This is a genomic window from Actinomycetospora sp. NBRC 106375, from assembly GCF_030269665.1.
Classification (GTDB): Bacteria; Actinomycetota; Actinomycetes; order Mycobacteriales; family Pseudonocardiaceae; genus Actinomycetospora.
The window spans coordinates 332,570-353,571 of record NZ_BSTS01000001.1; the positions used below are offsets into that span (position 1 = coordinate 332,570).

Sequence of the window (21,002 nt, forward strand, 5' to 3'; positions counted from 1 at the left end):
TGACGTGGCGTGACGACGCCGGGCCCGCGGCATCCGGTAGAACCGAGTCCGTGGTCCCCCGCAGCGTCCCCCGCCGGCACCCGACGATCGCCGAGGTCGCCCGGGTCGCCGGGGTGCACGCGTCGACGGTCTCGCGGGCCCTGCGCGGCGAGAGCGGCATCGCCGCCGACACCGTCGGGCGGGTACGCCGCGTGGCCGACGAGCTCGGCTACCGCCCCGACCCGGCGGCCGTCGGCCTGCGCACGCGGCGCAGCGGGCTCATCGGGGTCCTGGTCCCCCGCCTCACCGACGTGGTGCTCGCGACGATCTACGAGGGGCTGGACGCCGCCGCGGCGGAGGCCGGCTTCCAGACGTTCGTGGCGAACACCGGCGACGACCCCGAGACCCGCCGGCGCCGCCTCGCCACCCTGCGCGACCGGCGCGTCGACGGCGTCGTCCTCGGCGACGCGCGCCTGACCGACGACGACCTGCTCGCCGGGCTCGCCGCCGACGGCCTGCCCTACGTGCTCGTCTCGCGGCGCTCGCGCGGACACCTGTCGGTGACCACCGACGACCTGCGCGGGGGACGCCTGGTCGCCGAGCACCTGCTCGCCCTCGGCCACGAGCGCGTCGGCGTGGTCGCCGGGCGGACCTACTCCAGCACCGGCGTCGAGCGCACCCGCGGGTTCCGCGAGCGCTACGCCGAGGCCGGCCTCCCGGTGCCCGAGGAGCTGGTGCTGCCCAGCCGCTACGACGTGTCCGGGGGCCGCGAGGTCGCCGACGCGCTGCTCGCCGTGCGGCCGCGCCCGACCGCGCTGTTCGCGGTGAACGACTTCACCGCCATCGGCGTCATGGGCGCCGTGCGCTCGGCCGGGCTGCGCATCGGCGACGACGTCGCGGTGGTCGGCTACAACGACGTCCCGCTCGCCGCGGAGCTGCCGATCCCGCTGACCACCATCGCGTCCCCGATGACCGAGATGGGCCGCGTCGGGATGGCGCGCCTGCTCGACCGCGCCGCGGGCCGGACGGTGCGCTCGGTCCGGCTGCGGCCGCGGCTGATGGCCCGCGAGTCGTCCGGGCCCGGCCGTCCCGCGGGCTCCCCGGGTGCCGACTAGGGTCGGTGGCCATGCGCGAGATCCTCAGCGTGCTCGAGTCCGACGCCCGTGCGACACCCGACCGCATCGCGGCGCTCACCGGGATCGCGGAGGACGAGGTCCGCGCGCAGATCGCGGCGTGGGAGGCCGAGGGCGTCATCCGCCGGTACAAGACGGTGATCGACCGCGACCGGCTCGGCGAGGACCGCGTCACCGCGTTCGTCGACGTCACCGTCGCCCCCGAGCGCGGCCGCGGGTTCGACGACGTCGCCGAGCGGATCGCGAAGTTCCGCGAGATCCGCGCGGTGCACCTGGTGAGCGGGGCGCAGGACCTGCGGGTCGAGGTCGAGGGCGCCTCGATGAAGGAGGTGGCCGACTTCGTCGCTCAGAAGCTCTCGGGCGTCGAGCGCGTGACCGCCACCAGCACCCACTTCCTGCTGCGGCGCTACAAGGACGACGGCCAGCTCCTGACCGAGCCCGAGCCGGACCAGCGTCTCTCGGTGATGCCGTGAAGCCGCAGAAGCCGTTCTCGAGGGTCGTCGAGGCCTGCCCGCCGTCGGGCATCCGCAAGTTCTTCGACCTGGCGCAGACGATGAAGGGCGTCATCACCCTCGGCGTCGGCGAGCCCGACTTCCCGACGCCGTGGGGCGTGCGGGAGTCGGCGATCCACGCGCTGAGCCGCGGCGCCACGACCTACACCGGCAACTCCGGGCTGCTGGAGCTGCGCGAGCTGATCTGCGCCGAGCTCGCCGCGCGGCACGGCACGACCTACCGGCCCGAGGACGAGTGCCTGGTGACGTCGGGCGTGTCCGAGGGGCTCGACCTCACGCTGCGGGCGCTGCTCAACCCCGGCGACGAGGTCATCGTCCCGGAGCCGTCGTACGTGGCCTACCAGCCGTGCGTGGCGTTCGCGGGCGGCGTGCCGGTGCCGGTGGCCGCCGACCCGGCGCAGGGCTACCGGATCGACGCCGAGCGCATCGCGCAGGCCGTGACCCCGCGGACCAAGGCCGTGCTGTTCGGCTCGCCGTCGAACCCGACGGGCGCGGCCCAGTCGGCCGCGGACCTCACCGCGCTCGCCGCGCTGGCGCAGCGCGAGGACTTCTGGCTGATCAGCGACGAGATCTACGACCGGCTGACCTACACCGGCACGCACACGAGCACGGCGGCGGTGGACGGGGCGTGGGACCGCACGGTCGTGCTCAACGGCTTCTCGAAGTCGTACGCGATGACCGGCTGGCGCGTGGGCTACGTGTGCGCGCCGGAGCCGCTGGCGGCGCTGATGCACCGCATCCACCAGTACACGATGCTGTGCGCCCCGCACGTCAGCCAGGTCGCGGCGATCGAGGCACTCAAGAGTGCCGACGCCGACGTCACCGAGATGGTCGCCGACTACGACCGGCGCCGCCGGCTGTTCGTCAAGGGCCTCGACGAGCTCGGCCTGACGTGCCCGGAGCCGGGCGGGGCGTTCTACGCGTTCCCCTCGATCCGGGCCAGCGGGCTGTCGTCGCAGGACTTCGCCGAGCAGCTGCTGAACGAGCAGAAGGTGGCCGTCGTGCCCGGCGACGTCTTCGGGCCGTCGGGCGAGGGCCACGTCCGCTGCTCCTACGCCACCGCCCTCCCCCTCCTCGAGGAGGCCCTCGAGCGCGTGGGCCGCTTCCTCGCCTCCCGTACGTGAGCAGTTGGCGCTCCGGGAGGGGCGCCAACTGCTCACATACGATTCAGTTCAACTTGCGGGTGCCCGCGGGGAGGCCGCCGCCGGCGTAGGCGTCCTCGGCGAGCTGCGCGAGGGCCGTGAGCGCGACGTTCTGGCTCCACGGGCCGAACGAGCACCGTGCGACGCCCAGCTCGGCGAGCCGGCGCGTCCCCGGCATCCCGGGCACGCCGATGACGTTGACCGTCCGCTCCCCCAGCGCCGCGACGAGCGCCTCGATCGTCTCCTCGGACAGCCTGCCCGGCACGAAGAACGAGGTCGCGCCGGCCTCGAGGTAGGCGCGCCCGCGCTCGATCGCGTCGTCGAGGATGACCTGCGGGTCGCGGTCCCCGCCGCGCACCCAGGCGTCGGTGCGGGCGTTGAGCGCGAACGGCACGCCGGCCTTCTCGGCGGCGGCCACCGCGGCCTCGACGGCCGCCACGGCCTCGGGCAGCGGCTTGAGCTGGTCCTCGAGGTTCGCCCCGGCGATCCCGACGTCGATGGCGCGGGCGATCGTGCCGCCCGGATCGCCGTAGCCGGCCTCGAGGTCGGCGGTGACGGGCAGCTCGGTCTGCCGGGCGATGAGGCCGACCTCGGCGATCATCTCGTCGCGCGGGATGACCTCGCCGTCCGGGTAGCCGCGCGACGCGGCGATGCCGTGGCTGGCGGTGGCGAGGGCCTTCGTCCCGGGGGTGTTCGCGACCGTCGTCGCGGTGATCGCGTCCCAGACGTTGACGACGACGAGCAGCTCGGGATCGGTGTGCAGGCGCCGGAGCTCGGCGGCCTTGTCAGCGGTGCTCATGGAGGTCCCCGTACCCCGGGAGAGGGCACCCACACTGCGTCCGGCCCCTACGTGATCCGGTCACTTACCGGGTCCCGGGGCCGCTGGCAGCCTGGCTGACCTCGGCGGACCACCACCTGCCCCACCGCCGTCGACCGGCCGGGGGAAACGCCGTGACCTCATTCGCCTCGCACGACGACACCACGGTCCACATCCTCTGGATCAACGCCGGGCTCAGCTGCGACGGCGACTCGGTGGCCCTGACGGCGGCCACCCAGCCCAGCATCGAGGAGATCGCGCTCGGCGCCCTGCCCGGTCTGCCGAAGGTCGCCGTGCACTGGCCGCTGATCGACTTCGAGTCGGGGCCGGACAAGGGCGCGGACACGTTCATCGAGTGGTTCTTCCGCGCCGAGCGCGGCGAGCTCGACGGCCCCTTCGTCCTCGTGATCGAGGGCTCGATCCCCAACGAGGCGATCAAGCCCGAGGGCTACTGGTGCGGGTTCGGCAACAACCCCGAGACCGGGCAGCCGATGACCACCAGCGAGTGGATCGACCGCCTCGCCCCCAAGGCGCTGGGCATCCTCGCCGTCGGCACCTGCGCGACCTACGGCGGCATCCACGCCATGGCCGGCAACCCGACCGGCGCGATGGGCGTCGCCGACTACCTGGGCCACGGGTGGACGTCCACGGCCGGCCTGCCGATCGTCAACGTGCCCGGCTGCCCCGTGCACCCCGACAACCTCTCCGAGACGATCCTCTACCTGCTCTACCAGGCCGTCGGCTCGGCGCCGATGATCCCGCTCGACGAGGCGGGCCGCCCGACGTGGCTGTTCGGCAAGACCGTGCACGAGGGCTGCGACCGTGGCGGCTACTACGAGCAGGGCCAGTTCGCCACGGAGTACGGCTCGCCGGAGTGCCTGGTGAAGCTCGGCTGCTGGGGCCCGGTCGTGAAGTGCAACGTGCCCAAGCGCGGCTGGATCAACGGGGTCGGCGGCTGCCCCAACGTCGGCGGCATCTGCATCGGCTGCACGATGCCCGGCTTCCCCGACAAGTTCATGCCGTTCATGGACGCCCCGCCCGGCAGCAAGGTCTCCGGCGCCGCCAGCGGCGCCTACGGCGTGGCGATCCGCAAGCTGCGCGACATCACGGCCAAGAAGGTCGACCAGGAGCCGCGCTGGCGGGCCCCCGGGCGTTCGCTGCGGACCGGCTACCAGCCCGTCGCGTTCTGAGGAGGCCCGCCATGACCGCCACCGCACCGAAGAGCAGCACCGGCCAGAAGACCGACCTCGTCGAGATGGCGTGGGACCCGATCACCCGGATCGTCGGCAGCCTCGGCATCTACACGAAGATCGATTTTGCGGCGAAGCGCGTCGCGGAGTGCCACTCCACGTCGTCGATCTTCCGCGGCTACTCCATCTTCATGAAGGGCAAGGACCCGCGCGACGCGCACTTCATCACGAGCCGGATCTGCGGCATCTGCGGCGACAACCACGCGACCTGCTCGGTCTACAACCAGAACATGGCCTACGGGGTGCGCCCGCCGCACCTCGGAGAATGGATCATCAACCTCGGCGAGGCCGCCGAGTACATGTTCGACCACAACCTCTACCAGGACAATCTGGTCGGTGTGGACTTCTGCGAGAAGATGATCGCGGAGACCAACCCCGGGGTGCTGGAGCTCGCGAACCGCACCGAGGCCCGCGGCGCCGCCGAGCACGGCTACCGGACCATCGGCGACATCATGCGGGCGCTCAACCCGTTCACCGGCGAGTTCTACCGCGAGACCCTCAAGGTCAGCCGGTACACGCGCGAGATGTTCTGCCTCATGGAGGGCCGCCACGTCCACCCGTCGACGCTCTACCCGGGCGGCGTCGGCACGGTGGCGACCATCCAGCTGTTCACCGACTACATGACCCGGCTCATGTGGTACGTCGAGTTCATGAAGCGCGTCGTGCCGATGCACGACGATCTCTTCGACTTCATGTACGAGGCGCTGCCCGGCTACGAGGAGGTCGGGCGCCGTCGGGTGCTGCTCGGCTGCTGGGGCTCGCTGAACGACCCCGAGCACTGCGACTTCGACTACCGCACGATGACGAACTGGGGACGCAAGATGTTCGTCACCCCGGGCGTCGTCGTCGACGGGAAGCTGGTCACCACCGACCTCGTCGAGATCAACCTCGGGATCCGGATCCTGCTCGGCAGCTCGTTCTACCGGGGCTGGGAGGACCAGCCGCTGTTCGTGCGGCAGGACCCGCTCGGCAACCCGGTCTCGCAGGACCACCCCTGGAACCAGCACACGATCCCCGCGCCACAGAAGCGCGACTTCGACGACAAGTACTCGTGGACGATGTCGCCGCGCTGGTTCGACGGCACCGACCACCTCCCGCTCGACACCGGCGGCGGCCCGATCGCCCGGCTCTGGGCCACGGCGCTGGCCGGTCTGGTCGACATCGGCTACGTCACGGCCACCGGCCACAGCGTCGACATCAACCTCCCGCGGACGGTGAACCGCCCGGAGCGCACCTTCACCTGGACCCCGCCGACCGACAAACAGGGCCGCCCGCTCTCGAACGCCATCGAGCGCGACCGCGCCCGGACCTACTTCCAGGCCTACGCCGCGGCGGCCGCGCTGCACTTCCTCGAGAAGGCGCTGGCCGAGGTCCGCGGCGGGCACACGAAGACCTGGGAATCGTTCGTCGTCCCCGACGAGTCCGTGAGCTGCGGCTTCACCGAGGCGGTGCGCGGCGTCCTGTCCCACCACATGGTCGTGCGCGACGGGAAGATCGCGAACTACCACCCCTACCCGCCGACGCCGTGGAACGGCAGCGTCCGCGACAAGTTCGGCACGCCGGGGCCCTACGAGGACGCGGTGCAGAACACCCCGATCTTCGAGGAGAACAGCCCGGACACCTTCAAGGGCATCGACATCATGCGGGCGGTCCGCAGTTTCGACCCGTGCCTGCCCTGCGGCGTGCACATGTACCTCGGCGGCGGGAAGCAGCTGCACCGGGAGACCTCCCCCACCCAGCTCAACCTGCCCTGAGATGGCGAGCCCCGACCCCGGGGCCGTCGCCGAGCAGATCGCCGCGCTGCTCGACGAGCTGTCGGCCCAGCCCGCCGCCCGCGAGATCGGCGACGACCTCGTGCGCGTGCTCATGGAGTTCTACGGGGCGGGACTCGAGCGGGTCGTCGCGATCGCGCGCCTCGGGGCCGGCGACGCGCTGGTGCACCGGCTGGCGGCCGACCCGCTCGTCGCGGCCCTGCTGGCGCTGCACGACCTGCACCCCGTCGAGCTCACCGACCGCGTCGGCCACGCGCTCGACACCGCCCGGCGGCGCCTGGGCAGCCACGGCAGCGGCGTCGCCCTCGACCGCGTCGACGCCCACACCGGCACGGTCCACGTCGTCCTCGCCGCCGGGTGCGGGGCCTCCTCGGAGACCGTGCGCGACGTCGTGCGGACCGCGGTCGCAGAGCTCGCGCCCGAGATCGCGGCCGTCGAGTTCTCGGCCGGGGAGCCGGGGCCCGCCCTGCTCCAGATCGGGCTGCGGCCGCCCGAGAACACCCCGGCGGCCGGGGCATGACCGCCGAGGTGGGCGGGCTGCGCCGGTACCTCACGCCACGGGTGACCGCCCCGCCGGTGGAGCGCTGCGAGCTGTGCGCCGAGGAGGTCCCCGCCGAGCACCCCCACCTCGTCCACCCGGCCGAGCGCTCGCTGCGCTGTGCCTGCCGGGCCTGCGCGCTGCTGTTCGACCACGGCGCGGGCGGCTACCGCCGCGTGCCCGACCGCCACCTCGTCGACCCCGCCTTCGTCCTCACCGACGCCCAGTGGGACGCCCTGCAGATCCCCGTGGGCCTGGCGTTCTTCCTGCGCACCGACGACCGGGTCCTCGCCTGCTACCCGAGCCCGGCGGGGGCCACGGAGAGCGACCTGGATCTCGCGTCCTGGGCCGACGGCGTCGGCGCCGGTGCGCTCGCCGGGCTCCTCGAGCCCGAGGTCGAGGCCCTGCTCGTGCGCCGCGAGCCGGCCGCCTGCCTGCTCGTGCCGATCGACGCCTGCTACCGGCTCGTCGGGCTCGTGCGCCGGCACTGGCGCGGCTTCGACGGCGGCGCGGAGGCCTGGGCCCACATCGACGGCTTCTTCGACGACGCCCTCGCGCGCGCCCGCGAGGTGACGCCGTGACCCTGCCCTTCCCCCGCCCCGACCCCGGTCCGGAGCTGCGCTTCGCGGTCACCGGTGCCGACCACGACGCGAGCGCGCTGACCCCGACCCTGCGCCTGCACCTCACCGTCACCGAGACCACCGGCACCCGCATCCACGCCCTGGCCCTGCGCACCCAGATCCGCATCGAGCCCGCCCGCCGCCGCTACGCCGCCGAGGAGCAGGCCCGGCTGGTCGAGGTGTTCGGCGACCCCGAGCGCTGGGGCCGCACGCTCAACCCGATGCAGCTCGCGACGGTCGCGACCGTGACCCCGGGGTTCGCCGGCGAGCACCGCGCCGTCCTCGAGGTGCCGCTGACGAGCGACGCCGAGATCGCCTCGACCCGCTACCTGCGCGGGCTCGACGCCGGCGAGATCCCGCTGCTGCTCCTGTTCAGCGGGACGGTGTTCTACGACGGGGGCACCGGCGTGCAGGTGGGTCTCGTGCCGTGGAGCAGCGAGGCGGCGTTCCGGCTCCCGGTGGCCGTGTGGACGGCGATGATGACCGCGCACTACGGCGGGACGACGTGGCTGCCGCTGCCCGCACGCACGTTCGACGCGCTGGCCGCCTGGCGGGCCGCCCGGGCGCTGCCGAGCTGGGAGCAGACGGTCGACGCGCTCCTGGAGCGTGACCCGTGAGCGCGCCCGCCGACCCCCGCGACCCGCTGGCCGAGGTCGCCGCCGTCGCCGACGCCGTCCTCCTCGAGGGCTACCTGCTCTACCCGTACCGGGCGTCGGCGCAGAAGAACGCGCTGCGCTGGCAGTTCGGCGTGCTGGTGCCGCCCGCGACGTCCGAGCGCCTCGCCGAGCCCTCCCGGAGCCGGACCGAGCTGCTCCTCGAGCCGCGGGCCGGCGCGGTGCTGCGCGTCCGGGTGCGGTTCCTGCAGGTGCAGGAGCGGGTGGTCGTCGACCGCGGGGGCCGGGTGCGCGACCGGCTCACCGTCGACGACGTCCCCCACTTCGGCTGGGACGAGGGCCTGACCCGCGAGCTGCACGCGGCGGTGCCCGTCGACGCGCTGGGGCAGCGCCCGATCACCATGCCGATCACGGGGCAGGCCACCGAGGTCCGCACGCCGATCCACGACGCCCGCGGGGTCGAGCCGGGCGCGTACGTGCGGCGGACCCGGGCGATCGCGGGGCACGCCCGGCTCACCGCCACGCCCGTGCCCGGCCCGTACCGCGTCCTGCGCCTGCGGCTCGACGTCGTCAACGACACCGTGGCCGACCCGGACCTGCCCCGCGACGAGGCCCTGCGGCGCTCGCTCGTCGCGACCCACACCGTGCTGGGTCTCGACGTCGGCGCGTTCGTCTCCAGCGCCGACCCGCCGGAGTGGGCGGCGCCCGCCGTGGCCGACTGCGTCAACGAGCACAGCTGGCCGGTGCTCGCCGGTGCGCCCGGCACCGCCCGCCTCGTCCTCGCCTCGCCGATCATCCTGTCCGACCACCCGCAGCTCGCGCCCGAGAGCCCGACCGACCTGTTCGACGGCACCGAGAACGACGAGATCCTCAGCCTGCGGACGCTGGCGCTCACCGACACCGAGAAGCGGGAGGCGCGGGCGACCGATCCGCGCGCCGCCGACCTGCTCGACGCGCTCGACGCCATGGGCCCCGAGATGTTCGAGCGGCTGCACGGGACGTTCCGCCCGGGCGGCCGCGCCGAGCCGGTCCCGACCCTCGCGACCCCGGGCACCCCGTGGTGGGACCCCGGCGCCGACGCGTCGGTGGACCCGTCGTCCGACACCGCCCTGGTCGGCGGCGTGGAGATCGCCCGCGGCAGCACCGTCGTCCTGCGCCCCGGACCCGGCGGCGACGCCCAGGACTCATTCCTCGCTGGCGCCGCCGCCACCGTCGAGGCCGTCCTGCACGACGTCGACGGCGGCGTGCACGTCGCGGTGTCGCTCGTCGACGACCCCGGCGCCGACCTGCAGGCCACCCACGGCCGCCACCGCTACTTCCGGCCCGACGAGCTGGAGGTGCGACGGGACGCGCAGCGGAGCCGGAGCGATCGGGACGGGGCGTCGTGAGGATCCTCGTCGCCGGCGTCGGCAACGTCTTCTTCTCCGACGACGGGTTCGGCTCGGAGGTCGCCCGGCGCCTCCTCGCGGCCGGCGGCCTCCCCGCCGGCGTCGAGGTCGTCGACGTCGGCATCCGCGGCATGCACCTCGCCTACCAGGTGCTCGAGGGCTACGACGTGCTCGTCGTCGTCGACGCCCACCCCGGCGGCCGCGCGCCGGGGACGCTGACCCTGCACGAGCACGACCTCGCGGGCGCCGGCGGGGACGCCGCCTTCGACCCGCACGGCATGGAGCCCGACGCCGTCCTCGACCTCGTCGGCGCCCTGGCCCGCGGGGTCGACGCGTCCGAGCTCCGCCGGGTCCTGGTCCTCGGCTGCGAGCCCGCGACCACGGGCGCCGGCATGGGGCTCACCCCGCCCGTCGCCGCCGCGGTCGACGACGCCGTCGACGTCCTCGGACGCATCGTCGCCCGCCTGCGCGCGGGCGAGCCCTTCACCGCCACCACCGACACGGGAGCCATCCGATGATCAAGATTCTGCTGCTCGCCCTCCTCGGCGCCGGGGCGTGGGCCGTGTACCGCAACCGCGAGGACGTCGAGCGCTACCGCCGCCTCCGGGACATGTGAACTCCCGATGCACGAGTTCGGGGTGGCCGCCGCGCTGCTCGAGGCCGTCGAGGCCCGGGCGCGCGGACGGCCCGTGCGCGCGCTGCGGGTGCAGGTCGGGGTGCTGCAGCGCGTCGACCGCCCCGTCTTCGACCAGGCCTTCGCCCTCGTCGCCGACGGCGGCGTCGCGGACGGGGCGAGCGTCGAGATCGTCGAGGTGCCCGTCGAGGTCCGCTGCCGCGACTGCGGGGCGGCGACGCGGGCGGACGAGCTCGTCGTCACCTGCGACGGCTGCGGCGGCCACGACCTCGAGCTCGTCACCGGCGACGACCTGGTCCTGGAATCGATCACTGTCGCTCCGACACCGCAGGAGGTGGGCTGATGTGCCTCGGTATCCCGGGTGAGCTGGTGGAGATGCCCGTCGACGAGACCGACCTGGCGCTGGTGTCGGTCGCCGGGGTCCGGCGGCGGGTCAACGTCGGGCTGATCACCGAGGAGGAGGACCTCGCCGTCGGCGACTGGGTCCTCATCCACGTCGGCTTCGCGCTGGCCAAGATCGACGAGGAGGAGGCCCGGGCGGCGCTGGAGATGCTGCACGGCCTCGGACCGGCCTACGACCAGGAGATCGCGGAGTTCACCGGCTCGTCGGTCGGGAGGGAGGGACTATGAAGTTCGTCGACGAGTTCCGCGACGCCGACACCGCCCGCGCGCTGGCCGCCCGGATCGCTGAGCTCTGCGTGCCCGGGCGCCGCTACGCCTTCATGGAGGTGTGCGGTGGGCACACCCACACCATCTACAAGCACGGGCTCGAGGACCACCTGCCGGAGTCGATCCGCCTGGTGCACGGCCCGGGCTGCCCGGTGTGCGTGCTGCCCATGGGCCGGGTCGACGACGCGATCGCCATCGCCGGGGAGCCCGACGTGATCATGACCGCGTTCGGGGACATGATGCGGGTCCCGGGCGGCGACGGGTCGTTCTTCGACGCCAAGGCCGCCGGCGCCGACATCCGGATGGTCTACTCGCCGCTGGACGCCCTCAAGATCGCCCGCGCGCATCCGGACAAGCGCGTGGTCTTCATGGCCATCGGCTTCGAGACCACGGCGCCCTCCACCGCCATGACCGTGCTCCGGGCGGCCCGCGAAGGTCTCGAGAACTTCTCGGTCTTCTGCAACCACGTGACGATCATCCCGGCGATCAAGGCGATCCTGGACTCCCCCGACCTGCGCCTCGACGGGTTCCTCGGGCCTGGCCACGTCTCGACCGTGATCGGCTGCCGGCCCTACGAGTTCATCGCCGCCCGCCACGGCAAGCCCCTGGTGACCGCCGGCTTCGAACCCTTGGACATCCTCCAGTCGGTGTACCAGCTGATGCGCCAACTGCACGACGGACGCTGCGAGGTCGAGAACCAGTACAGCCGTGTGGTGCCCTGGGCCGGCAACCGCCGGGCCCTCGAGGTCATCGGCGAGGTCATGGAGCTGCGACCGTATTTCGAGTGGCGGGGCCTGGGCTTCATCTCCCAGTCCGCCATGCAGGTGCGTGAGGCGTACGCGCGCTTCGACGCCGAGCGGGTCTTCGCCGTGCCGGGCGTGCGGGTGGCGGATCCGAAGGCCTGCCAGTGCGGAGAGGTGCTCAAAGGCGTCCTCGAACCGTGGGAGTGCAAGGTCTTCGGCACCGCGTGCACGCCGGAGACACCGATCGGCACCTGCATGGTGTCCTCGGAGGGCGCCTGCGCCGCCTACTACAACTTCGGGCGCTTCAGCCGTTCGCGGGTCCGGGCCGGCTCGGCCGGGCCCACCCCGCTGGCCGACCCGGTGGTGTTGCGATGAGCGCGCGGGACGGGATCACGAACGGGATGACCGACGAGATCGGGAACGGCACCGAGCGTCGTGCCGGGTGGGCCGAGGAGGCGGTGGCGACCCACGCCGGCGCCGAGCACCTGCGCAGCGAGGAGCAGGTACTCGAACGCATCGAGCGGGCCCGCCGTCGCAGACCCCGGGTCCGGGAGCAACGTGTGACCCTCGCCCACGGCGCCGGCGGCAAGGCCACCCAGACCCTCATCGAGGCGGTGTTCGTCGAGGCCTTCCGCAACCCGGTGCTCGAGCAGCTCGAGGACGGTGCGTCGGTGCAGGTCGGCGACGCCCGGCTGGCGTTCACCACCGATTCCTTCGTGGTGTCGCCACTGTTCTTCCCCGGCGGGGACATCGGCGACCTCGCGGTGAACGGCACGGTCAACGACCTGGCCGTGTGCGGCGCCCGGCCGCTGCACCTGTCGGCGGGGTTCATCCTCGAGGAGGGCTTCCCGATCGCCGACCTGCGACGGGTGGCCGCCTCGATGGCCCGCGCCGCCGCCGCGGCCGGGGTCACGATCGTCACCGGTGACACCAAGGTCGTGCGCCGCGGGCAGGCCGACGGCTGCTTCGTCACCACGGCGGGCATCGGGGTCCGCGAGCGCGCCGTCACCCTGAGCGCCGGGGCCGCCCGGCCCGGCGACGCCGTGATCGTGTCCGGGCCGATCGGCGACCACGGCGTCACCGTGATGCTCGCGCGCGGGGAGCTCGACATCGAGGCCGACGTCGTGTCCGACACCGCGCCGATGCACGAGCTCGCCGCCGGGGTGCTCGACGCCGCCGGCGACGGGGCCCGGGTCCTGCGCGACGCCACCCGCGGCGGGGTCGCCACGATCCTCAACGAGATCGCGACCGCCTCGCAGGGCGCGATCGTCGTCGACGAGGCGGCGGTCCCGGTGCGCGAGGAGGTCAACGGCGCCGCCGAGCTCCTGGGCATCGACCCGCTCTACGTGGCCTGCGAGGGACGGCTCGTCGCGGTCGTCGACCCGTCCCGGACGGAGGCGGTGATGACCGCCCTGCGGGCCCACCCGCTGGGCGAGGGCGCCGCCGTGATCGGCCACGTCGGCGACGACCCGCCGGGGCTGGTGCTGCTGCGCACCGCGTTCGGCGGCACCCGGATCGTCGACCTGCTCGTCGGCGACCCGCTGCCGCGCATCTGCTGAGCACGAGGAGGACAGTCGTGAAGGACGCCGAGAAGGGCGCGAACAAGGCGTTCGACGCCACCAACGCCCCTGAGCCCGGGCCCGGCCGCGAGCCGTCGAGCGAGGAGCGCGACGGGATGACCGACACCGAGACCGCTCCCCAGCCGCCGCTCGGGGTCGGCGAGAGCATCAACGCCCGCGCGGAGGACATCGCGAGGGAGAACGAGGAGAAGGCCGGGGAGAAGGGGGCCTCCGGGCGCCCCTACGGCCACGGGAGCGGGAACGAGCCCCGCGGGGTGCACCCCAACCCTCCGGTGACCGAGGGCAGCCCCGACCTCCCCACCGGCGACCAGGGCGGCTGACGCCGGGCAGGAGGTGTCCCGCCCTCAGCCGTCCGTCGCCGGCCCGGCCGGGGCGCCGAGCGCCCGGCGGGTGAGCTCGCCCAGCACCTGGTACACGGTGGTCTGGGCCTCCTGGATGCGGTGCACCGAGCTCGAGCGCATGACGAACAGATGGTCCACGGCGCCGGGCTCGGCCATGGCGCCACCGTCGTAGCCGGCGAGCCCGACGGTCACCAGCCCGCGGTGGCGCGCCTCGGCCAGGCCCCGCAGGACGTTGGCCGACCCCCCGCTGGTCGACAGGGCGAAGGCGACGTCGCCGGGCCGGCCGGCGGCCGCGAGGGGGCGGGCGAACACCACGTCGAACGAGACGTCGTTGGACAGGGCGGTGAGCGCCGCGACATCCGCGGTCAGGGCGACGGCCGGCAGGCAGACCGCTCCCTCCGTCTCGGGTGCGGCGAAGAGGGCGGCGACCGCCTGCGCGTCGGTGCTGCTGCCGCCGTTGCCGAACGCCCACAGGCGACCACCGCCGGCGAACGAGGCCGCGATCGCGATCGCGCAGGACGCGAGCGCCTCGGCGTACTCGGCGATCACCTGCTCGCGCAGCGCTGCGATCTCGGCGACCTTCTCGCGGGTCGAGCGGCGCACGTCGTCGAACACCGACCCGCCGGTGTCACCCGCCGGGGAGGTGGCCTCCGCCTCGCCGTAGAGGAACGGGTAGAGCGACTCGATCCCGCTCACCGCCCGGCTCCCGCCCGCCGGTCCTCGGTCTGCTCGAGGAAGACGTGCGCGAGCTCCCAGAGGACGTGATAGATCGTCACGTGCAGCTCCTTCACGATCGCGGGGTCCGTCGAGCGCACGACCAGCAGGTGGTCCAGCCCGGGTGTGGCAACCACCGCGCCCGTACCGTCGCCGCCCACCAGGGCGACCGTGAGGAGACCGCGACCGGCGGCCTCCGTCAGCGCCCGCGCCACGTTGGTGCAGGCGCCGTCGGCGGAGATCCCCACGGCGATGTCGTCGCGGTCGGCCTGCGTCCGCAGCTGCGCGGCGAAGATGTCGTCGAACCCGCGGCGCCGGGCGATGCCGGTCAGCGTGGCCGGGTCGCCCACCAGCGAGAGCGCCGGGAGCGCCCGCTTGCCGACGATGACCGGGTGCACGAACTCCACCGCAAGGTGGGCCGCGTCGGCGGTCGCCGCCCCGTTGCCGAAGGTGAGCAGCCGCCCGCCGCGCCGGAAGCGGACCGCCATGTCGCGGCACGCCGCGGCGATCCGCTCGTCCTGCCCGGCCAGCGCGCGGGTCGGCTCTCCTCGCCGGCGGACAGCATCCGCCGCGTCCCGCGCCGTGAGCGTCACCGCACCGGTGTTCACGACACCACCTCCCCTGTATCCCCACTCGCCCCCACCACCGCCTGGCCGAGGCTGATCCCGCCGTCGGTGCAGGGCACGCGTTCGTGCACCAGCACCCGCAGCCCGGCGGCCTCCAGACCGGCGCGGACTCGCTCGAGCAGCACCAGGTTGACGAACACACCACCGGAGAGTGCGGCGGTCTCCACGCCGTGCTCGGCGGCCGCCGCGGCGACGGCGGCGACGGTCGCGTCGGCCAGCCCGTGGTGGAACCGCGCCGCGATGCGGCCGGCGTCGATCCCGCCGCGCACGTCCTCGACGACCGCGGCGACCAGGGCGTCGACGGCGAGGACGCCGTCGCGGGCGGCGGGTACCGGGTACCCCGCGCGCTCCTCGGGGTCCACCCACTGCTCGAGCTCGACGGCCGCCTGACCCTCGTAGCTGGTGGTGTCCCGGACGCCGGCCAGCGCGGCGACGGCGTCGAACAGCCGGCCGGCGCTGGACGTCGCGAGCGTGGACGGCGCCCGCGCGAGCGCCACGACCGGGTCCCACTCCGCGCGGTGCCGCGCGGCGACGGCGAGCCCGCGTGCGTCGAGGCCGAGGGCATCGACCCACGCGGCCGCCATCCGCCACGGCGCGCGCACCGCCGCCGCGCCGCCGGGCAGCCCGACCGTCCGCAGGTGCCCGACGCGGCGGGCCCCGCGGAGCGACGCGAGCAGCAGCTCGCCGCCCCAGACCGTGCCGTCGGGGCCCCAGCCGGTGCCGTCGAAGGCCACCCCGAGCACCGGGCCGTCGTCGGGGCCCCAGCCGTGCTCGGCGAGGCAGGCCGCGACGTGGGCGTGGTGGTGCTGCACGCCGACGGGCTCGAGGTCGTCACGCTCGAGTGCGTAGGCGGTCGAGCGGTACTGGGGGTGCAGGTCGTGGACGACGACCTCGGGCGTGATCGCGAACAGCCGGCCGAGGTGGGAGATCGCGTCGGTGAAGGCACGCAGGGTCGCCAGGTTCTCCAGGTCGCCGACGTGCGACGACACGAAGGCGCGCCGCCCGGAGGCGAGGGCGATCGTGACCTTCTGCTCGCCGCCGCAGGCGAGCACCGGCCGGCCGACGGCGAACCCGAGCGGCACCGGCTCCGGGGCGTACCCGCGGGCCCGGCGCACGGGCAGGACCCGTCCCCGCGCGGTGCGCACCACCGAGTCGTCGACCCGCGTGCGGATGGCCCGGTCGTGGGTGAGGATGCCGTCGGCGATCGGGGCGAGCCGGGTCGCGGCGTCGTCGTCGCGGTGAGCGATGGGCTCGTCGGAGACGTTGCCGCTGGTCAGTACGAGCGGGTACCCGAGGTCGGCGGCCAGCAGGTGGTGCAGCGGGGTCGCGGGCAGCATGACGCCCAGCTCGCGGGTGCACGGCGCCACCGACGGCGCCACGGCCGCGCCGGCACGACGGGGCCGCAGCACGATCGGACGCCGCGCCCCGCCGAGCACCGCGCGCGTCACGGCGTCGGTACGGACGAGGCGCTCGGCGGCGTCGAGGTCGGCGGCGAGCAGCGCGAACGGCTTGTCCTCGCGGTGCTTGGACGCTCGCAGCCGCGCCACGGCCGTCTCGTCGTCGGCACGGACAGCCAGGTGGTAGCCGCCGAGACCCTTCACCGCGAGGATCTCCCCGGCGGCGAGGCGGGCGACCGCGCGAGCCAGGGCGCCGTCCGATGTCCCGTGTGAGGCGCCGTCGAGCCGCAGGGTCGGGCCGCAGTCGGGGCAGCACACGGGCTGCGCGTGGAAGCGTCGGTCGGTCGGGTCGTGGTACTCCGCGGCGCAGGCGGCGCACATCGCGAAGCCCGCCATCGTGGTGGTCATCCGGTCGTAGGGCACGTCGCAGACGATCGAGAGCCGGGGCCCGCAGTTCGTGCAGTTGACGAAGGGGTGCCGGTAACGGCGGTCGCCGGGATCGCCGAGCTCGGCGAGGCAGTCGGCACACGGAGCGGTGTCGGGCGAGACGAGGGTGCGCGGTCCGCCGGCCGCCGGGTCGCTCGCGGCGATGACGAACCCGGGCCGCCCGGTCGGTGGCCGGTCCTCCCGCGCCACGGCCTCGACGACGGCGAGGGCGGGCGCCCGGTCCCGAAGGGCCGCGGTGAGGACGTCGACGGCGGCGGGCGGCCCCTCGACCTCGACCACGACGCCGCTCGCGTCGTTGCCGACGAACCCGGCCAGCCCGAGCTCCGCCGCCATCCGGTGGACGAACGGGCGGAACCCGACGCCCTGCACGATCCCGGTGACCACCAACCGAGCCCGCACGGTGTCGGCCGCGAGCATCACGCCGGGTCGCCCCCCCGGACCGCCGCCGGGCCCGTTCCGGCTCGTCCCGGAGGTCGAGCTCCGGGTCGCTGCGTCGTCGAGCCGAGCGATCGCCTCCCCCGCGTGCACGAGCACGACGTCGCCGACGGCCGCGTCGACGAGGGCGATGCTGATCTCCTCGGTCCCGGCACCGGTGTCGACGCGGGCGAGGTCGCCGTCGACGGCGACCACGGGGAAGGGCAGCGCCTCGTCCGAGCAGGTCAGGCAGACCTCCCCGTCGTGGCAGCTCATCGCGCACCCGCCGGCAGCGATCCGCACCGCTCCAGGAACGCGTGGACGAGGTGGTGGGTCGCCTCGAGCGTCTCGACCTGGTGGCGCAGGGCCTCCTTGCCCTCGGCGGTCAGCGCGTACGTGCGCCGCGCCGGGCCGGACTCCGAGAGGCACCAGGACGACGAGACCAGGCCCTCGCGCTCGAACGAGCGCAGGGTCCGGTAGACGCCGCCCGCGTCGGTGTCGTCGATGAACGAGGTGTGCAGGCGCTCGACGAGGTCGTAGCCGTGAGCAGGCCGTTCCTGGAGCAACAGGAGGAGGCAGGGTCGGAGGAAGTTCCGCGGTTCGCACTCGCCCATGGCGTACTCCGCCCCGGTCCCCGGGGTGGTGGAGGGACCGTTGCTCGTGTGGTGGTGATCACATAGTGTCCTCTCCAGCGAGCGGTCCGACAAGCAGTGCGGTGGGGCGACCGACGGGCGGCGAGAATCATGGACGACGCGACACAGGCGGTGCTCGAGCTGTGGGACGTCGCCGAGGACGCCGTGGCGGGCCTGGACCCGACCGACTGGTCGCGCCCCGCACCGGGCCCCGAACCGACCGTGGGTGACCTCGTCGGGCACCTCGCCGGCATGCACGCGGGGATCCACTTCGCGGGTCCCGACCGTCTCGCGGCCTCGCTCGCGGCGGCCCGTCGCCGCACCGTCCTGCGGCTCGACGGGCGCCCGGCCGGCGACCGCGTGCGCGGGGCCGACTGCCTCGATCTCTGCCTGCACACCCACGACCTGACGACGGCCCTCGCGGCGCCGGTGGACCTCGCCCACCACGCCACCGCGGCGCTCGAGGCCTGCCGGCTGATCATCGACGTGGCGCCCCGCCTGATCGTCTCCGCGCTGGGTCCGACCGAGGCGACGGTGCGCCTGGTCGTCCGACGTCCCGGGCGCGGCGCCGCGCTCGAGCGCACCGTGCACGTGGTCGACGGGCGCTGCAGCACGGTGGCGCCGGAGACCGAGCCGGACGTGGTGGAGATCGACGCGGACGCGCTGCTGCTCCTGCTCGCGGGCCGGTGTCCGGCCGAGACCCTGGCCGCCGACGGCACCGCGGCGTGGTCCGGCGACGCCGCCGACGCGTTCGTGCACCGGGCGCGGCTCGTCGGTTGACGGGTCCCGCGTCCGGCGTCAGCGTCCGGTCGGCGAGAACGCCGGGTACGGGGGCAGCGGGACGTCGCCGCCGTGGCGCCCGAGGGCCCCGACGACCGCGGCCGCCATCTCGGCGGTGGCGACGTGGCCCGCGCGCTCGGCGTCGACGCCGAGACGGCGCCACAGCGCGGTGAGCACGGCCGGGGCGTCCTCGCCCGGGTCGGCCACGACGACGCGGGCCGAGCGCTCCCGATCGGTGCGCCCGACGACGCCGGGCACCAGGGCACGGGTCGAGAGCCAGACCCAGAGCACCTCGGCGTGCAGCAGGCGTTCCCGGAGCAGCTCGAGGTCGGCGAGGTCCGGCCACACGGGGGTGATCTCGGCCTGCCAGGCGGCCACCATCGCCTCGGCCATGCCGGGCGGCTGCGCGTGGGCGGCCCCGCCGCTGGGCAGCGGCAGCCGCAGCGACGCCCCGGTGAGCGCGACGTCGCGGAAGCACGCCCACTCGAAGTCCAGGAACCGCGAGCCGCTGCCGGTGATGAGGCAGTTGTCGGGGCGGACCTCGGCGGGGCTGAACGCCCGGTAGCCCGAGCCGCCGAGCAGCCGGGCGGCCGCGCGGGCCTCGGCCACGGCGGCCGGCGCCGTCTCGACCCGCAGGAGCTGGGCGAGCTGGTCGGGCACCTCGGCGAGGGCGGCGCGCGCGTCGTCGGCGAGCGGGTCGCGCCAGGTGCGCTCGCCGAAGCGGCGCAGCAGGGCCCCGAAGTCGTCCTCGCGGCCCGCCGTGGCGGCCTGCATGCGCCCGAGCGCCCGCGCCCACCCCAGCAGCGCGCGCTCCGCGCCCTTGGGGTCGCGTTCGTCGAGGCGGTCGGCGAGCGTGGCGCACCGTCCGAGATCCTCGAGCACGAGCAGCCGGTGGTCCGGGTCGTTCGCGACGAGCATGGGGCTCGAGCGCTCCTCGGCGGGCATCGCCGTGAGCAGCTGGCACGAGGCGGCCTCGTACCGGAACCGGTCGGCGCTCTGCTCGCCGCCCCCGACCTCGTCGAGGTAGTGCTTCACCACGAGCGTCCGGGGCAGCGAGAACGGGTTCTCGGCGACGCGCACGCGCACCACCAGCGAGCGGGTGCTGCCACCCAGGTCCACGGGGTCGGCGAGACGCACGGTGGCCCCGTGGCGCCGTGTCAGCAGCTCCTCGGCGAGCCCGACGACCCGCGCGACGTCGTCGCCCTCCCCTCCCGCCCGGGCCGTGTGACCGTCGGGGGTGCCTGCGTCGTCCGTCGTCAGGGGAGCCATCAGCCGGTGAACTCTACCCGCCCGGACGGCTGGTCGGGAGGGATTCGGGCAAGCCGCGGCGTCGGCGGGTGACGCGCACGAGCAGCAGGACCAGCACGCCGGCCACCACGATGCCGACGACGTTGACCACCAGCTGGAGCAGCGAGCTCCCCGCGCCGGGCCAGTCCCCGAGCACCACGGCGACCGCCGCGAAACCGGCGGCCGGCACCGTCGTCACGGAGATGAACACCCCGACCAGCACACCCGAGCCCTCCCCCGCGACCAGCGCGACCATGCCGGCGACGCCGGCCAGCAGCGCGATGACGAACGAGAACGGCCCGACCTGGTAGACGAACGCGACCCCGGACAGGTCGGTCAGCGCGTCGTCCGGGATCGCGCCCATCCCCCGCAGCGCGGCCGCCGCCGCGGCCGTCACGAGCAGCGCGATCCCGAACCCGACGCCCAGGGCGAGCCCGGCCTCGCGCGCGAGCGGCCCGTCGCGCCGCACCGCGGCGACGGCGAGCGCCGCCAGCGGCCCGAACTCCGGGCCGAGCACCATCGCGCCGACCACGGTGACCGGCGAGTTGGTGACGACGCCGATCGCGCCCAGGAGGCACGCGATCGTCAGCATGACGACGAAGGTGATCGACAGACGGGCGCCCTGCCCCGTCCGGGCCAGGAGCTCCGCCCACACGACGGCGTCGACGCCCTCGCCCGGGGCGGTCGCCTCGGCGTGGTCGGCGGCGTCGGAGACCACGGTGTCCAGCGTCTCCAGCACGATGCCGCCCCGCTGCGCGCAGCCCAGCCGGCGCAGGGCATCGACCACGTCGTCGACCGACTCCCGGGCGAGGTCGGCCTCGACGACGTCGCCCGGGGGATCGACCGCGGCGCCGCGCAGCCGGACCACGTGCACGGCGCCGGGCTCGACAGCCAGGACGCCGAGCACGCGGTCGGTGAGCCCCGTGTCGGCGTCCGGGCACAGCACCCGCAGGCGGTTCACGGGAGCCCGTCC

At 74.6% G+C, this 21,002-nt stretch carries 24 protein-coding genes; 17 read left to right on the top strand and 7 right to left on the bottom strand.

The genetic code is table 11. The features are described 5' to 3' along the window. Positions 1 to 50: 50 nt before the first annotated feature. The 3 genes from QSK03_RS01630 to QSK03_RS01640 are packed head-to-tail and all read left to right on the top strand — an operon-like array spanning position 51 to position 2,748. Positions 51 to 1,094 carry a LacI family DNA-binding transcriptional regulator gene (locus QSK03_RS01630; protein ID WP_285648205.1) on the top strand — a complete coding sequence of 348 codons (1,044 nt, stop codon included), beginning with the start codon at positions 51 to 53 and terminating at the stop codon, positions 1,092 to 1,094. 11 nt (positions 1,095 to 1,105) lie between these two features. Beyond that, complete coding sequence (locus QSK03_RS01635; protein WP_285648206.1) at positions 1,106 to 1,585, top strand: Lrp/AsnC family transcriptional regulator; 480 nt, start codon at positions 1,106 to 1,108, stop codon at positions 1,583 to 1,585. Beyond that, on the top strand, positions 1,582 to 2,748 hold the full coding sequence (locus QSK03_RS01640; protein ID WP_285648207.1) for an aminotransferase class I/II-fold pyridoxal phosphate-dependent enzyme: 1,167 nt from the start codon (positions 1,582 to 1,584) through the stop codon (positions 2,746 to 2,748). The genes QSK03_RS01635 and QSK03_RS01640 overlap by 4 nt, the downstream gene beginning before the upstream one ends. A 43-nt stretch (positions 2,749 to 2,791) precedes the next feature. Here the strand turns inward: QSK03_RS01640 and QSK03_RS01645 are convergent, their stop codons facing one another. After that, positions 2,792 to 3,565: an isocitrate lyase/PEP mutase family protein gene (locus QSK03_RS01645; RefSeq protein WP_285648208.1), complete on the bottom strand. Its 774-nt coding sequence runs from the start codon at positions 3,563 to 3,565 to the stop codon at positions 2,792 to 2,794. Between the two features lie 152 nt (positions 3,566 to 3,717). On the opposite strand from QSK03_RS01645, the gene QSK03_RS01650 reads away from it, so the two are divergent. The 13 genes from QSK03_RS01650 to QSK03_RS01705 all read left to right on the top strand — a co-directional run bounded on the left by QSK03_RS01650 (position 3,718) and on the right by QSK03_RS01705 (position 13,711). Further along, on the top strand, positions 3,718 to 4,773 hold the full coding sequence (locus QSK03_RS01650) for an NADH-quinone oxidoreductase subunit B family protein (RefSeq protein ID WP_285648209.1): 1,056 nt from the start codon (positions 3,718 to 3,720) through the stop codon (positions 4,771 to 4,773). Positions 4,774 to 4,784: 11 nt separating this feature from the next. Further along, complete coding sequence (locus QSK03_RS01655; protein ID WP_285648210.1) at positions 4,785 to 6,587, top strand: nickel-dependent hydrogenase large subunit; 1,803 nt, start codon at positions 4,785 to 4,787, stop codon at positions 6,585 to 6,587. A 1-nt stretch (position 6,588) separates the two neighbouring features. Further along, positions 6,589 to 7,125 carry a NifU-related iron-sulfur-binding protein gene (locus QSK03_RS01660; protein ID WP_285648211.1) on the top strand — a complete coding sequence of 179 codons (537 nt, stop codon included), beginning with the start codon at positions 6,589 to 6,591 and terminating at the stop codon, positions 7,123 to 7,125. Continuing rightward, a complete protein-coding gene (locus tag QSK03_RS01665; RefSeq protein ID WP_285648212.1) occupies positions 7,122 to 7,724 on the top strand; it encodes a DUF5947 family protein in 603 nt (200 codons plus the stop codon). Before QSK03_RS01660 ends, QSK03_RS01665 begins: the two co-directional genes overlap by 4 nt. Continuing rightward, positions 7,721 to 8,380, top strand: coding sequence for a DUF6084 family protein (locus QSK03_RS01670; RefSeq protein WP_285648213.1), 660 nt, complete (start codon positions 7,721 to 7,723; stop codon positions 8,378 to 8,380). Before QSK03_RS01665 ends, QSK03_RS01670 begins: the two co-directional genes overlap by 4 nt. Beyond that, complete coding sequence (locus tag QSK03_RS01675) at positions 8,377 to 9,765, top strand: hypothetical protein (protein ID WP_285648214.1); 1,389 nt, start codon at positions 8,377 to 8,379, stop codon at positions 9,763 to 9,765. Before QSK03_RS01670 ends, QSK03_RS01675 begins: the two co-directional genes overlap by 4 nt. Then, positions 9,762 to 10,283, top strand: coding sequence for a hydrogenase maturation protease (locus tag QSK03_RS01680; protein ID WP_285648215.1), 522 nt, complete (start codon positions 9,762 to 9,764; stop codon positions 10,281 to 10,283). Before QSK03_RS01675 ends, QSK03_RS01680 begins: the two co-directional genes overlap by 4 nt. Further along, positions 10,280 to 10,381 carry a DUF6893 family small protein gene (locus tag QSK03_RS33380; RefSeq protein WP_502872108.1) on the top strand — a complete coding sequence of 34 codons (102 nt, stop codon included), beginning with the start codon at positions 10,280 to 10,282 and terminating at the stop codon, positions 10,379 to 10,381. Before QSK03_RS01680 ends, QSK03_RS33380 begins: the two co-directional genes overlap by 4 nt. Before the next feature lie 7 nt (positions 10,382 to 10,388). Then, positions 10,389 to 10,742, top strand: coding sequence for a hydrogenase maturation nickel metallochaperone HypA (locus QSK03_RS01685; protein ID WP_285648216.1), 354 nt, complete (start codon positions 10,389 to 10,391; stop codon positions 10,740 to 10,742). Then, complete coding sequence (locus QSK03_RS01690; protein WP_285648217.1) at positions 10,742 to 11,029, top strand: HypC/HybG/HupF family hydrogenase formation chaperone; 288 nt, start codon at positions 10,742 to 10,744, stop codon at positions 11,027 to 11,029. The genes QSK03_RS01685 and QSK03_RS01690 overlap by 1 nt, the downstream gene beginning before the upstream one ends. Beyond that, positions 11,026 to 12,186 carry a hydrogenase formation protein HypD gene (gene hypD, locus QSK03_RS01695; protein ID WP_285648218.1) on the top strand — a complete coding sequence of 387 codons (1,161 nt, stop codon included), beginning with the start codon at positions 11,026 to 11,028 and terminating at the stop codon, positions 12,184 to 12,186. The genes QSK03_RS01690 and hypD overlap by 4 nt, the downstream gene beginning before the upstream one ends. Before the next feature lie 110 nt (positions 12,187 to 12,296). After that, positions 12,297 to 13,370 carry a hydrogenase expression/formation protein HypE gene (gene hypE / locus QSK03_RS01700; RefSeq protein WP_285648582.1) on the top strand — a complete coding sequence of 358 codons (1,074 nt, stop codon included), beginning with the start codon at positions 12,297 to 12,299 and terminating at the stop codon, positions 13,368 to 13,370. Positions 13,371 to 13,387: 17 nt separating this feature from the next. Further along, the gene (locus tag QSK03_RS01705) at positions 13,388 to 13,711 is read left to right on the top strand and encodes a hypothetical protein (protein WP_285648219.1); all 324 of its coding nucleotides are present in this window, start codon (positions 13,388 to 13,390) and stop codon (positions 13,709 to 13,711) included. Positions 13,712 to 13,735: 24 nt separating this feature from the next. Here the strand turns inward: QSK03_RS01705 and QSK03_RS01710 are convergent, their stop codons facing one another. The 4 genes from QSK03_RS01710 to QSK03_RS01725 are packed head-to-tail and all read right to left on the bottom strand — an operon-like array spanning position 13,736 to position 17,944. Next, positions 13,736 to 14,428, bottom strand: coding sequence for a D-sedoheptulose-7-phosphate isomerase (locus QSK03_RS01710; protein ID WP_285648220.1), 693 nt, complete (start codon positions 14,426 to 14,428; stop codon positions 13,736 to 13,738). Next, on the bottom strand, positions 14,425 to 15,054 hold the full coding sequence (locus QSK03_RS01715; RefSeq protein WP_285648221.1) for a D-sedoheptulose-7-phosphate isomerase: 630 nt from the start codon (positions 15,052 to 15,054) through the stop codon (positions 14,425 to 14,427). Before QSK03_RS01715 ends, QSK03_RS01710 begins: the two co-directional genes overlap by 4 nt. Beyond that, positions 15,051 to 17,606 carry a carbamoyltransferase HypF gene (hypF, locus tag QSK03_RS01720; RefSeq protein ID WP_285648222.1) on the bottom strand — a complete coding sequence of 852 codons (2,556 nt, stop codon included), beginning with the start codon at positions 17,604 to 17,606 and terminating at the stop codon, positions 15,051 to 15,053. Before hypF ends, QSK03_RS01715 begins: the two co-directional genes overlap by 4 nt. Continuing rightward, a complete protein-coding gene (locus QSK03_RS01725; protein ID WP_285648223.1) occupies positions 17,603 to 17,944 on the bottom strand; it encodes a helix-turn-helix transcriptional regulator in 342 nt (113 codons plus the stop codon). The genes hypF and QSK03_RS01725 overlap by 4 nt, the downstream gene beginning before the upstream one ends. A gap of 129 nt (positions 17,945 to 18,073) precedes the next feature. Between QSK03_RS01725 and QSK03_RS01730 the strand changes: the two genes are divergently transcribed. After that, positions 18,074 to 18,742, top strand: a complete 669-nt coding sequence (locus tag QSK03_RS01730) for a hypothetical protein (RefSeq protein ID WP_285648224.1) — start codon at positions 18,074 to 18,076, stop codon at positions 18,740 to 18,742. A gap of 18 nt (positions 18,743 to 18,760) precedes the next feature. Here QSK03_RS01730 and QSK03_RS01735 read toward each other — a convergent pair whose 3' ends face one another. Together QSK03_RS01735 and QSK03_RS01740 are read right to left on the bottom strand one after the other, a co-directional pair. Further along, positions 18,761 to 20,011, bottom strand: a complete 1,251-nt coding sequence (locus QSK03_RS01735) for a hypothetical protein (RefSeq protein WP_285648225.1) — start codon at positions 20,009 to 20,011, stop codon at positions 18,761 to 18,763. 13 nt (positions 20,012 to 20,024) lie between these two features. Beyond that, positions 20,025 to 20,990: a DUF389 domain-containing protein gene (locus QSK03_RS01740; RefSeq protein ID WP_285648226.1), complete on the bottom strand. Its 966-nt coding sequence runs from the start codon at positions 20,988 to 20,990 to the stop codon at positions 20,025 to 20,027. Positions 20,991 to 21,002: the final 12 nt, after the last annotated feature.